The sequence below is a fragment of the Haloparvum sedimenti genome (genome assembly GCF_001462205.1).
In the GTDB taxonomy this organism is placed as follows: domain Archaea; phylum Halobacteriota; class Halobacteria; order Halobacteriales; family Haloferacaceae; genus Haloparvum; species Haloparvum sedimenti.
In genome coordinates this window covers 30,456-41,550 of record NZ_LKIR01000043.1, presented here as the reverse complement: position 1 = coordinate 41,550, position 11,095 = coordinate 30,456, and the positions used below count along the sequence as shown (strand labels likewise).

14 protein-coding genes are annotated in these 11,095 nt (G+C 72.0%); 9 read left to right on the top strand and 5 right to left on the bottom strand.

Features of this window, described 5'->3' with window-relative positions; genetic code table 11:
• Window positions 1-1,775 (bottom strand): DHH family phosphoesterase (locus AN233_RS02675; RefSeq protein WP_058365343.1); only part of this gene is annotated, 1,775 nt, incomplete at its 3' end.
• 152 nt (window positions 1,776-1,927) lie between these two features.
• Between AN233_RS02675 and AN233_RS02670 the strand changes: the two genes are divergently transcribed.
• The 5 genes from AN233_RS02670 to AN233_RS02650 all read left to right on the top strand — a co-directional run bounded on the left by AN233_RS02670 (window position 1,928) and on the right by AN233_RS02650 (window position 5,510).
• On the top strand, window positions 1,928-2,452 hold the full coding sequence (locus AN233_RS02670) for a Mov34/MPN/PAD-1 family protein (RefSeq protein ID WP_058365316.1): 525 nt from the start codon (window positions 1,928-1,930) through the stop codon (window positions 2,450-2,452).
• Window positions 2,449-2,883: an adenylyltransferase/cytidyltransferase family protein gene (locus AN233_RS02665; RefSeq protein WP_058365315.1), complete on the top strand. Its 435-nt coding sequence runs from the start codon at window positions 2,449-2,451 to the stop codon at window positions 2,881-2,883. The genes AN233_RS02670 and AN233_RS02665 overlap by 4 nt, the downstream gene beginning before the upstream one ends.
• A gap of 101 nt (window positions 2,884-2,984) precedes the next feature.
• Window positions 2,985-4,412, top strand: a complete 1,428-nt coding sequence (locus AN233_RS02660; protein ID WP_058365314.1) for a heme o synthase — start codon at window positions 2,985-2,987, stop codon at window positions 4,410-4,412.
• Between the two features lies 1 nt (window position 4,413).
• A complete protein-coding gene (locus tag AN233_RS02655) occupies window positions 4,414-5,106 on the top strand; it encodes a DUF7546 family protein (RefSeq protein WP_218055041.1) in 693 nt (230 codons plus the stop codon).
• A gap of 161 nt (window positions 5,107-5,267) precedes the next feature.
• Window positions 5,268-5,510: a SelT/SelW/SelH family protein gene (locus AN233_RS02650; protein ID WP_058365313.1), complete on the top strand. Its 243-nt coding sequence runs from the start codon at window positions 5,268-5,270 to the stop codon at window positions 5,508-5,510.
• 29 nt (window positions 5,511-5,539) lie between these two features.
• On the opposite strand, the gene AN233_RS02645 is transcribed toward AN233_RS02650, so the two are convergent.
• A complete protein-coding gene (locus AN233_RS02645; protein ID WP_080508307.1) occupies window positions 5,540-6,238 on the bottom strand; it encodes a class I SAM-dependent methyltransferase in 699 nt (232 codons plus the stop codon).
• A gap of 105 nt (window positions 6,239-6,343) precedes the next feature.
• Between AN233_RS02645 and AN233_RS02640 the strand changes: the two genes are divergently transcribed.
• The 3 genes from AN233_RS02640 (at window position 6,344) to AN233_RS02630 (ending at window position 8,888) form a co-directional block, all read left to right on the top strand.
• Entirely contained in the window at window positions 6,344-7,423 is a 1,080-nt protein-coding gene (locus AN233_RS02640; RefSeq protein WP_058365312.1) for an ABC transporter ATP-binding protein, read from the top strand.
• Entirely contained in the window at window positions 7,420-8,175 is a 756-nt protein-coding gene (locus AN233_RS02635) for an ABC transporter permease (protein WP_058365311.1), read from the top strand. Before AN233_RS02640 ends, AN233_RS02635 begins: the two co-directional genes overlap by 4 nt.
• 71 nt (window positions 8,176-8,246) lie before the next feature.
• Window positions 8,247-8,888 (top strand): bifunctional 4-hydroxy-2-oxoglutarate aldolase/2-dehydro-3-deoxy-phosphogluconate aldolase, encoded by a 642-nt coding sequence (locus AN233_RS02630; RefSeq protein WP_058365310.1) that lies wholly within the window; start codon window positions 8,247-8,249, stop codon window positions 8,886-8,888.
• A gap of 48 nt (window positions 8,889-8,936) precedes the next feature.
• Here AN233_RS02630 and AN233_RS02625 read toward each other — a convergent pair whose 3' ends face one another.
• Window positions 8,937-9,233 (bottom strand): DUF7111 family protein, encoded by a 297-nt coding sequence (locus AN233_RS02625; RefSeq protein ID WP_058365309.1) that lies wholly within the window; start codon window positions 9,231-9,233, stop codon window positions 8,937-8,939.
• 91 nt (window positions 9,234-9,324) lie between these two features.
• Between AN233_RS02625 and AN233_RS02620 the strand changes: the two genes are divergently transcribed.
• Complete coding sequence (locus tag AN233_RS02620) at window positions 9,325-9,687, top strand: nucleoside triphosphate pyrophosphohydrolase (RefSeq protein ID WP_058365308.1); 363 nt, start codon at window positions 9,325-9,327, stop codon at window positions 9,685-9,687.
• A 26-nt stretch (window positions 9,688-9,713) separates the two neighbouring features.
• Here the strand turns inward: AN233_RS02620 and AN233_RS02615 are convergent, their stop codons facing one another.
• Window positions 9,714-10,001 carry a zinc ribbon domain-containing protein gene (locus AN233_RS02615; protein ID WP_058365307.1) on the bottom strand — a complete coding sequence of 96 codons (288 nt, stop codon included), beginning with the start codon at window positions 9,999-10,001 and terminating at the stop codon, window positions 9,714-9,716.
• Between the two features lie 74 nt (window positions 10,002-10,075).
• A complete protein-coding gene (locus tag AN233_RS02610; protein WP_058365306.1) occupies window positions 10,076-11,017 on the bottom strand; it encodes a DNA adenine methylase in 942 nt (313 codons plus the stop codon).
• Window positions 11,018-11,095 lie beyond the last annotated feature (78 nt).

Genomic DNA, 11,095 nt, shown 5'->3' with positions numbered 1-11,095 from the left:
CGGACGCCGTCCGAGCGGAGGACGGAGAAGTCCGGCCCGTAGCCGATGGTGATGACCGGGTCGCCGGTCTCCTGCACCTTCGTGTCGTGCAGTTCGCCGGTGGTCTTGCCCGGCGCGGGGTAGGTGAACCGGTGGGCGTACTCGTCGAGGTCGATGCGGTAGAGGTGCGCTCCCGACGCGAGCCGCTCGTGTTCGACGTGTTCCTCGACCGCGTCGAGCTGTTCTTCGACGTCGCGCTCCGCGCGCTCCGCGAGGAAGTCGACCAGCTCCGCGTGGCGGGCCTCGTCGTCGCAGCCGACGTTGAGCACGTCGTTGACGAGCGTCTTGCCCTCGGAGTAGCGGAGCCAGTGGGCGGCGTAGTCGAGCGCCTCGCCGATGTCCAGCAGGTCCTCGCGGTCGTAGCCCGCCTCGGCGGCCAGGTCGACGTAGTCGTCCATCGCCTCGGCCTTCGAGCGGTCCGAGAGCCCGGCGACCGCGGGGACGTGTTCGAGCTCCTCGGTGAGCGACGGGTCGATGAGGCGAGCGAGTTCGACGCACATCATGCCCGTCGTGACGCGGTAGTCCTCGCCGTGGGTGTAGGGGTTGACGTGGGCGTCAAGCAGGGGGTCGACCGCCTCCGGGTCCGGGTGGTGGTGGTCGACGACGGCGATGGGGATGTCGTAGTGCGCGAGGTTCTCGTAGGCGGGCACGTCCTCCTCGGTGGAGCCGTTGTCCAACATCAGCAGGAACGGGAGCTTCTGGCCGTGGCGGGCCTGCCCCTCCAGCGCGAAGTTGAGGTCCCGAGTCACGTCCTCCATCTCGTAGAAGGGGGCCTTGCTCGGCAGGCGCTTGAACAGGTGCCGCGGCGCGTCGGTGTCCTCGTGGACCTCGCTGACGAACGTCTCCAGCGCGAGCTGAACCGGGATGGCGGCGCACATGCCGTCGCCGTCCGCGTGGTGGCGCACGCGGATGGGGCGACCCGAGAGCACCGTGCGGCGGAGCAGCCGCGCGACCTCGCGGAGCTCCTCGTGGATCGGCTCGAACGCCTCCCACTCCACGAGTGGCTCGACGTCGGCCGGCTCGGCGCGTTCGTCGAGCGCCTCCTCGAAGCGTTCGCGGGCCTCCTCGCGGCGGTCGCCCTCCAGCGCAGTCAGCGAGTCGACCTCGATCTGGATCGCGTCCTCGCGCGTCTCGACGGGCCCCGCGACGTGGACCATCTGGCCCACCTCGACCTCGGGGTACGCGCGGACGCCCGCCTCCTCGAAGGCGGCACAGGAGACGACCCCGGTGCCGTCCGCGACCGCGAATATCGTCGGGCCGCCGGTCTGCTTGGCCTGGACGACCTCGCCCTCGACGGTGACCTCGTCGCCGGCGGTGAGCCCGCGAACGCGGGTGATCGTCGGCTCGTGGGCGACCGCGACCGTGCGGTAGTCGTCGAGGTCGACGTCGTCGAAGGCCACGTCGCCGTTCTCCTTCACCTCGGTCAGCTCGACGACCAGTTCGTCGCCGACCGCGTACTCGCCGTCGAGCGAGGACTCGTGGACCAGCCCCGAGACCGCCTCGGAGACGTCGACGAAGATCCCGTAGTCGACCACGCCGTTCACCTCGGCGAGGTAGTACGCGCCCGTCTCCACGTCGGTCAGCGTGCAGTCCGGTGCGAGGTCGTGGACGACGTGATCGCCGTTCGCCGGCGCTTCGTTCTCTGCCGCATCCGTCGTCGCCTCGCCGCCGTCGGCTCGAACCGCGGGACTCGAATCGTCCCGCACGCCGGAACACCCGGCGGAGTTGTCGGTCATGGAACGAGGTAGGTCGGCGGCCGGTGTTAAGCTTTTTATATCGCTTTTGCGGCTCGGTCCGGAACGCGGGCGGTTCGTCGGGGAGTCCGACGGAGGGCGGCGCCGTCGGCCCTTCCGGAACCCTTGTAAGGAGCGCCGACCCACGTCCACGCATGCGCCTGTTCCGGTCGAGCGAACTCCTCGGGATCGCCCGGGAGACGATGGAGTTCGTGCTCGAAGCGTGCGAGGACACCCATCCGAACGAGTACATGGGGTTCCTCCGCGCCGAGGACGCCCGCACGCTCGGCCTCGACCGGGACGGACAGGTGATCACCGACGTGCTCGTCATCCCCGGCACGGAGTCGAGTCCGGTGAGCGCCACCGTGCGGACGAACATGAAGCCGAACGACGCACGCGCCGTGGGGTCGGTCCACTCCCACCCCAACGGCGCCCTCCACCCGAGCGACGCGGACCTCGCGACGTTCGGGCAGGGCGAGGTCCACGTCATCGTCGGCGCGCCCTACGGCTGGGGCGACTGGAAGGCGTTCGACAACGAGGGGGACCCCACGACGCTGGACGTGCTCGACGTGGAACTGCCCGACGACGCCTTCTTCGACTTCACGCAGGCGGACATCGACGCCGAGCTGCGCGAGGAGCGTGAGGACGACCGCGGCGGCATCCTCTCGTGGTTCCGATGACGCGGGTGCTCGCGCAGGGGACCTTCGACATCCTCCACCCCGGCCACGTCCACTACCTCTCGGACGCCGCCGACCGCGGCGACGAGCTGTACGTCATCGTCGCTCGTGGCGACAACGTGACGCACAAGGAGCCGCCGGTCCTGCCGGACCGACAGCGCCGCGACATGGTCGCCGCCCTCGAGGTCGTCGACGAGGCCCGACTCGGCCACGAGTCGGACATCTTCGTCCCGGTCGCGGAGATCGACCCCGACGTGATCGTTCTCGGCTACGACCAGCACCACGACGAGGACGCCATCGCGGCCGCGCTCGACGGCCGCGGGATCGACTGCGAGGTCGCGCGCGCGAGCCCGCGAGACCCCGACTACGAAGGTGAGCTCCTCTCGACCGGTCGGATCGTCGACCGGATTCTGGAGCGGCGCGGCGCGGAGTAGCCGACCGGCGGTCGTCCACGCTGCGTCGCTCCGGCCGTTCGCTTTCCAGCGCGCCGGGAGGAAGCGCGGAACCTATATGGAGCGGTTCCCAACTCCCGACAGTGACTGTCCCCGATCGGTTCCCCGGCCTCCTCGCCGCCGCCGCGATGGGCGTCTACCTGCTGCTCGTGGTGGGGGCGACGACGGCCGTCACGGACGCGGCCGCCGCCTGCGGCGCGTGGCCGGCCTGCGGGTCCGGCTGGGCGCTCCCCGCGGAGTCCGCCGGCTGGGTCGCGCTCGGCCACCGCGTCGTCGCGGCGGTCGTCGGCGCGCTCGTCGTCGCGGCCGCCGCGGCCGCCTGGCTCGGCGACGAGCGCCGCCGCGTCCGCGCCGCCCTCGCGGTCGCCGTCCTGCTGTACCCCGCGCAGGTTGCCCTCGGCGCGGTCGTCGCGGTCGAGGGCGCCTCCGCGGTCGTCTCCGCGGTCCACCTGCTGGCGGGGGTCGTCATCTTCGGCGGCCTCCTCGCGGCGCTGGCGTGGTGGCTGGAGGCGGAGACGGGCGACCCCGACGACGATCCCGCGATGACCGAAGCGGACCTCGAACCGGACTTCGATGACGTACAGGACCACGCGGGCGACGACGGTCCCGGAACGCCGGCCGCGGTCCCGACGGAGCCGTGGCCGCGCGCGAAGGCGACCGCGGCCGCGTACTTCCGCCTGATGAAGCCGCGGCTGATGTGGCTGCTCTGTCTGGTCGCCGCGGCCGCGATGGCGCTGGCTGGCGGCCCCGGATTCACCGTCCGCACGGTGGCGACGACGCTCGTCGCCGGTTCGCTGGCCATCGGCGCCTCGGGGACGTTCAACCACGTCCTCGAGCGCGACGTGGACCGGAAGATGCAGCGCACCTCGGACCGCCCGCTTGCGGTCGACCTCGTGCCGGTCCGGAACGCCGTGGCGTTCGGCCTGACGCTGACCGCCGTCTCCGTCGGCCTGTTCTGGTCGATCAACCCGCTGGCGGCCGCGCTCGGCCTGCTGGCGATCCTGTTCTACAGCGTCGTCTACACGCTCCTGTTGAAGCCGAACACGGTCCAGAACACGGTGATCGGCGGGGCGGCCGGCGCGCTCCCGGCGCTGATCGGCTGGGCGGCGGTGACCGGCGAGGTGGGCGGCGGCGGCCTGCTGCTCGCGGCGCTCATCTTCCTGTGGACCCCGGCGCACTTCTACAACCTCGCGTTGGCCTACCGCGACGACTACGAGGCCGGCGGTTTCCCGATGATGCCGGTGGTCCGCGGCGAGACCGCGACCCACCGCCACATCCTCTGGTACCTCGGCGCGACCTACGTCGCGGCCGCGGTGCTGGCCGCGACCGCGGACGCGCTCGGCCTCCTGTACGTCGGCACGGGCGTGGCGCTCGGTGCGGTGTTCCTCTGGGCGGTCGTCCGCCTCCACTACGAGCGGAGCGAGACGGCCGCCTTCCGCGCGTTCCACGCCTCGAACGCCTACCTCGGGCTGCTGCTTCTGGCCGTGGTCCTCGACTCGCTGGTGATCTGACGTGGCGGGAAGCGACTCCGCGGCGCCGCTCGCGTCGCTCCGCTCGCGTCTCGACGACGGTCCGGTCGGTCTCCGGACGCTCCTGATAGTCGCGCTCGTGCTCAACGCGGAGCTGTTGTTCGTGGTGCTGTACGCCGCCTTCTCGAACGCGACGATCACCGCGCCGCGATACATCCTCTACGGGCTGACGTGGGTGAACGTCGGCGCGCTGGTGCTGTGGCGGGTGCGGCCGCCCGCGGGCTACGACTTCGAGACGCGGCGGCGCGCGCTCGCGGTCGCGGCGGGCTACTTCGCGCTGTTGGCCTTCTTCGGCGGGATGGTGGGCATCGGCGTCCCGCCCGACTTCGTCGACCTCCGGATCGCGTGGCTCCCGCCGGGATGGGGGCCGGCCCTGGTGTGGGCCACGGAGTACCTGACGATCGTGGTGATGCCGGCGTACCTCGTGGGGTACACCGCGCTCGCGTACCTGCTGTACATCACGGCACTGGAGGCCTCCGGGTCGGTCGTCGCCGGCGTGGTTGGGCTGTTCTCATGCGTCTCCTGTACCCTTCCCATCGTCGCCGCACTGGTCTCGTCGTTCCTCGGCGGGACGGGGATCGTCGCAGCGACCGCGCTCGACGCCTCCTACGGCGCCTCGACCGCGGTGTTCCTGGTCACGGTCGCGCTGCTGTACTGGCGGCCGGGCTTCCGGTAGTCGGCTAGACAAGGCGACCGCGGCCGGGACAGAAATAGCCCGGCACAGGGACAGAAATAGTCCGGCATAGGGTCAGAATGGCCTGACGCGAGCGTGCGGAGAACGCGGCCGGCCAGCCCGGTTCGCGGACGCTTATGCCGCTGGCGGCCCAACGCGGGACCATGACCCGAGTCGAGGTCGAGTACTGCGTACCGTGCGGCATGCTGAACCGAGCACAGGACGTGGCGGGCGCCATCCTCCAGCAGTTCGGGGAGGAGGTCGAGGAGGTCTCGCTCGTCACCGGCGACGACGGCGTGTTCGTCGTCCGCGCGGACGGCGAGGTCGTCTTCGACAAGACCGAGGACGAGTTCGACGTGGACGCCATCGTCCGCGGCGTGCGGCCGTACGTCGGCGCGGAGGCGTAGGCTTCGACGCCCGGCGTCCGGATTTTTCTTCAGCGGTCGAGCCGACAGGACAGCAGCGCCCACGCTCCGCCGCCGAGCTCGTCGCCGGTCGTGCGCTCCTCGCGGACCGAGAACCCGGCGTCGCGGAGGTGCTCGCGGGTCGCGTCCAGCGCCGGGAAGCTCCACTCCATCGCGGCGCCGGCGTCGAGCCAGTCGTCGTTGCGGCCGGCCCACGCCTCGCGGCCGGCGGTGACGAGCAGCCGGCCGCCGGGCCGGAGGACGCGCGCGAACTCCCGGTAGATGTCGGGGTGGTCCGCGGTCGGAACGTGGATCACCGAGTGGAACGCGGTGACGGCGTCGACGGCGTCGTCCGCGACCGGGAGGGCCGTCAGGTCGCCCGCGGCGACGGGGGCGTGACGGCGCGCGAGGCGGAGCTGCGCCGCGGACAGGTCCACGCCGACCGCCTCGACCCGGTCCTCGTCCGAAAACTCCTCCAGGACCGCGCGGCCGGCGCCGCAGCCGGCGTCGAGCAGGCTGACCGGCTCCGTCGCGGCGCCGTCGTCGCGGGACGCCGCCTCCTCGACCAGCCGCTCTCGGAGGTCGCTCACGGCCGCGCGCTCGACCGCGTCCGGCTCGCGCGCCGCGTCGTAGGCGTCAGCGAGCGCGTCGTACCCCTCGCGGACCGTCTCCCTATCTGCTTCGGCTGCCCCGTCCGCTCCGCCGGTTCCATCGGCTCCGTCGTCGCTCACGGCCGGGCGTTCAGCCGGTCCCCTCAAGGCTCTTGTCCCTCCGTGCGAGTCGGTTCCACGGCGCCGAAGAGCAACCCTTAGGCGCGCCGCGGGCCGAGTCGGCGTATGAACGAGACGGCGGCCGACGCGTCGGGGGCGACGGGGTCCGGTGGCGCGGCGGGGCCAGCGAGCGGGGACGAGGCCCTCGCCGCGCGGGGCGTCCGCAAGGCGTACGGCGAGACGGTCGCGCTCGACGGCGTCGACCTGTCGGTCGAGCGCGGCGAGGTGTTCGGGCTGATCGGCCCGAACGGGGCGGGCAAGACGACGCTCGTGCGCGCGCTGACGGGGACGACCGACGCGGAGGGTGAGGTCCGCGTGCTCGGCGCGGCGCCGGGCGGCGTCGACCCCGCACGCGTGGGACTGCTCCCGCAGTCGTTCGACCCGCCAGAGCGGCTGACCGCGCGCGAGCTGGTGGACTACTACGGCGGGCTCTACGACGACCCGCGGGACACCGAGGAAGTGCTCGCGGACGTGGGTCTCGCGGACGACGCCGACGCGTGGTACGAGACGCTCTCGGGCGGCCAGAAGCGGCGGACCTGCGTCGCGACCGCGCTCGTCAACGACCCGGAGGTCCTCTTTCTGGACGAGCCGACGACCGGCATCGACCCGGCGGGCCGCCGGAGTCTCCACGCGCTGATCGAGGCGCTCGCCGACGACGGCACGACCGTCTTCCTGACGAGCCACGCGATGGACGAGGTGGAGCGGCTCGCGGACCGCGTCGCCCTGATCCGGGACGGCGCGGTCGTCGCGACCGGAACGCCGGCCGGCCTGATCGCCGACCACGGTGGCGAGCCCCACCTCGACGTGGAACTCGCGGTCGACGGGGACCGCGAGGCGAGCGGTTCCCTCGACTCGGAGGCCGCCCGCGAGCGCGTCCGCGATCGGAGCGGCGACGACCGGCGACTGGCGGTCGAGGCGACCGACCGCGGCCTCCGGTTCTCCGGCGTCGAGCCGGAGGGGATCGCAGCCGTGATCGACGCGCTCGGGGACGCGGGAGTCCCCTTCGAGTCGCTGTCGTGGGCGGAGCCGACGCTGGAGGACGTCTATCTGGAGCTCACCGGCGAGACGTACACACCGCGACCGCCGAACCGCGGGGGCGGCCCGACGAGCCACGGCCAAGACGACCGCGAGGGGGGCGACCGATGAGTCGCCTCGGGCGCGTGCGGGCGGAGGCGACCGCGGCCGCGCGGTCGTTCCTGCGCCGGCGGACGGCCGTCTTCTTCACGTTCTTCTTCCCGGTGATCCTGGTGGTCATCTTCGGCGCGCTAGTGCGGACCCAGCCCACCGGCGGCGGGCTGTTCGCGGAGCCGGCCGGCTACTACCTGCCGGGGTACCTCGCGGTCGTGGTGCTGTTTACGCCCCTGTCGCGCGTCGGCTCGGAGATCGCGCGCCACCGAGACGGCAACCGGTTCGAGAAGCTGGCGACGACCCCGCTGACGCGGACGGAGTGGCTCCTCGCGCACACGGTCGTCAACGTCGCCATCATCGGCGCGGCGAGCCTCCTGATCTTCGGGCTGGTGCTCGCGGTGACGGACGCCACGGTCCGCGTGACGCCCGCGCTCGCGGTCCTTCCGGTGTTCGTCGCGGTCGGCGTGGCGACCTTCTGTGGCCTCGGCGCGCTGCTCGGCGCGATCGCGGACTCACAGGACGGGGTGATCGCCGCGAGCAACACGGTCGCGCTCCCGCTGTTGTTCCTCTCGGAGACGTTCGTCGCGCCGTCGATGCTGCCGGGCTGGTTCCTGCCGCTGGTGAACCTCTCGCCGCTGACCTACTTCGCGCGGGGCGTACGGGCGATCACCTACGACGGCGGGGCGTGGCTCGGCGACCTCGCGGTGCTGTCCGCGCTCGCGGTCGCGCTGCTCGCCACGGGCGCGCTGGCGCTCCCTCGGACCGACTGACCCGGACACCGACGCCCGCAGTTCTCTCCGTTCTCGGGGTTTTTAAGGCCCCACTCGCCTTCGTCGTACTCATGAACGAGACGCTCCAGCGGATCGAGGACTCCGGCGTCGTCGCGGTGTTGCGCGGCGTGCCCGCCGACCAGCTCATCGACATCGCGGACGCGCTGCGCGAGGGCGGCGTGACCGCCATCGAGGTGACCGCGGACACGCCGGGCGTCGTGGACCTGATCGACGAGGTGTCCTCGAGCTTCGCGGACGGCGAGACGACCATCGGGGCCGGGACCGTCATCGACGCGGAGACGGCCCGGAACGTCCAGCTCGCGGGCGCGGAGTTCGTCGTCTCCCCGAGCCTCCACGAGGACGTGATCGAGACGTGCAACCGCTACGGCACCGTCGTCGCGCCGGGCGTCATGACGCCGACCGAGGCGATCACGGCCTACGAAGCGGGCGCGGACTTCGTGAAGGTGTTCCCCGCCGCGACGGTCGGACCGGGCCACGTCTCCGCGATCAAGGGCCCGCTCTCGCAGATCCCCATCATGCCGACCGGCGGCGTCGGGCTGGACAACGCGGGCGAGTTCGTCGACGCGGGCGCGTTCGCGGTCGGCGCCGGCTCCGCGCTCGTCGACTACGACGCCGCCGAGCGCGGCGACTTCGAGTCGATCACCGAGACGGCCCGGCAGTTCACCGAGACGGTGGCTGAACACCGGGACTGAGCGGGCGCTGGCGGACCGGTTTTTCTGAAAAACCTCGGTCGAGAGCCGCTACATCCCCATGTCGGCGGCCGCGTCGGGGACCGGGAGGTCGGCCGGCGCGACGCCCAGCAGCTCCGCGGCGTGGTCCAGCGCCATGTCGAAGCCGTAGTAGCGCTCCAGCTCGTCGCCGTCCGCGGTCGGGCGCACCTTCAGCATCGCGTACCCCTCGACGTTCTGTGCGACCGCCGCGGTCCGCCCGTCGCGCTCGAAGGCGAGCACGCGCTCCCCGTCGCGCACCTCGTAGCGCGCGGTGATCCCCTCCGCGGACGCCGTCGCGGTATCGGTGTCGCTCTCGCTGTCGGCCATACCCGCCGTTCGGGCGTCGGGGTTTCGTAGCTGTCGGTCCCGGTGGCCACGGCGCACCACCCTTATGTCCCCGCCGGTCGCGGTCGGGAACATGGCCGACGGGGACGGCCCTGCGGAGGGCGACGACTGGAGGAGCGTCACCGAGTACGACAAGCTCGTCCGCGACGAGATCCCCCGAATCGTCCGCGAGGACGGGGATGTGCCCGAAACGCACGTCGCGGACGACGCGGAGTACGAGCGGCGACTGCGCGAGAAGCTGGTCGAGGAGGCCGAGGAGTTCGCGGAGTCGGGCGACGCGGCCGAACTCGGAGACGTGCTCGACGTGGTCGATGCGGTGCTCGCGAACGCGGAGTACTCCCGCGAGCAAGTCGAGGCCCTCCGTGCGGAGAAGGCCGCGGCGCGGGGCGGATTCGCGGACCGGATCGTGCTGGACCGCGTGCGCGAGCGGTCGTGACCGCGGGGACTCGGGGGCGCGCCGCGCTACCGCGCTCGGCGCGACCGCTGTGCCTGCGCGTCGATGTAGGAGGTGTAGCCGCCGAAGACGAGGCCGATGCCGACGAGGACGCCGGCGAAGCCGGCCCAGCGGACCAGCCCGACGGTGAACGCCGCGACCGGGAACCCCACGAGGATCGCGAAGACGCCGATGACCGCGAGCAGGGCCGCGAGCAGCGGCGACGGCTGGAGTTCGCCGCAGTGCGGGCAGATCCGCGCGTCCGCGCTGATCGCCTCCTCGCAGTTGATACAGACGACCGTCGAGCCTCGTGACACGGCCGTCGGTTCGAGCCGGTTCGCCTTACCGGTTGCCGTCTCGGCCGGCGGTGGAGGGCCCAGGTCGTCCGGTCTTAGAACTCGTCCAGCGTCGCGGTGCCGTGCTGTTGCCGGTCTTCGGGCGCGACCGTCGTCGCGATCACCTCGTCGACCTCGCCGCGGCTCTCGGCGTCGCTGTTTATCGCTCGCGTGGCGCCCTCGCGGTCGACGTGGAGCCCCGCGTCGTCGTAGGTGTCGTACATGACCCCGCTGTTGGAGAGGACCACGTGAACGCCGCGGTCGCGGAGGGCGAGGACGGTCTCGAGAAGCGCGCGCTGGTCGTCGCGGTCGAAGCCGCCGGCGCTGTACTCGGCGAAGTCAGCGGTCGGGCTCATCGGCTCGTAGGGGGGGTCGAAGTAGACCAGATCCCCCGTCTCCGCGGCGTCGAGCACGTAGTCGTACTCGCCGGCGCGGAGTCCGTCCTCCGGCAGGCGGGAGAGGACGCGGCTCGCGGCGCGGACCTCGTCGGCGCGTACCCAATCGGGATTGGCGTAGCGCCCGACGGGGACGTTGAACTCGCCGTCGCTGTTCTCGCGATAGAGTCCGTTGAAGCAGGTTCGGTTGAGGTACAGCAGTCGAGCGGCCTCGTCGAGGGGATCGAAGGGCTCGCCGTTCGGGCGGCGGTTGAACAGCGCGCGCTGTTGGTAGTAGTAGCCCTCGACGGCCCTGCCGGAGTGGTCCGTCTCCGCGAACTCGAGTCCGGGGTCGGGGTCGCTCTCGGGGTCGTCGAACGCGCGACAGCGCTCGATCAGGTCCTCGGGGCGGTCGCGGACCTGCACGTAGAAGTTGTGGAGCCGGACGTTGCGGTCGTTGACGGTCCCTCGGTGGGGCTCGTGGTCGAAGAAGAGCGCGCCGCTCCCGAGAAACGGCTCGTGGTAGGCGTGCTCCTCGGGGTCGTAGGCAGCCGGAAATCGCGCGTACAGCTCGTCGAGCAGCTGGCGCTTCCCGCCCGCCCACTTGAGGATCGGCGTCGCCATCGGCTACCGGAGCGAAGCGCGGCCGGGCACAAAAAGGGGTCGTCCGCGGTCGGCCGGCCGCGGGGCAACCGGTCGCCG

What these genes read in the sequence shown, in the direction of transcription:
- AN233_RS02625 (WP_058365309.1), bottom strand. Translation starts at nt 9,233, where the DNA reads ATGGCCGACAGCGAGAGCGACACCGATACCGCGACGGCGTCCGCGGAG.
- AN233_RS02670 (WP_058365316.1), top strand. Translation starts at nt 1,928, where the DNA reads ATGCGCCTGTTCCGGTCGAGCGAACTCCTCGGGATCGCCCGGGAGACG.
- AN233_RS02665 (WP_058365315.1), top strand. Translation starts at nt 2,449, where the DNA reads ATGACGCGGGTGCTCGCGCAGGGGACCTTCGACATCCTCCACCCCGGC.
- AN233_RS02635 (WP_058365311.1), top strand. Translation starts at nt 7,420, where the DNA reads ATGAGTCGCCTCGGGCGCGTGCGGGCGGAGGCGACCGCGGCCGCGCGG.
- AN233_RS02620 (WP_058365308.1), top strand. Translation starts at nt 9,325, where the DNA reads ATGGCCGACGGGGACGGCCCTGCGGAGGGCGACGACTGGAGGAGCGTC.
- AN233_RS02640 (WP_058365312.1), top strand. Translation starts at nt 6,344, where the DNA reads ATGAACGAGACGGCGGCCGACGCGTCGGGGGCGACGGGGTCCGGTGGC.
- AN233_RS02650 (WP_058365313.1), top strand. Translation starts at nt 5,268, where the DNA reads ATGACCCGAGTCGAGGTCGAGTACTGCGTACCGTGCGGCATGCTGAAC.
- AN233_RS02630 (WP_058365310.1), top strand. Translation starts at nt 8,247, where the DNA reads ATGAACGAGACGCTCCAGCGGATCGAGGACTCCGGCGTCGTCGCGGTG.
- AN233_RS02610 (WP_058365306.1), bottom strand. Translation starts at nt 11,017, where the DNA reads ATGGCGACGCCGATCCTCAAGTGGGCGGGCGGGAAGCGCCAGCTGCTC.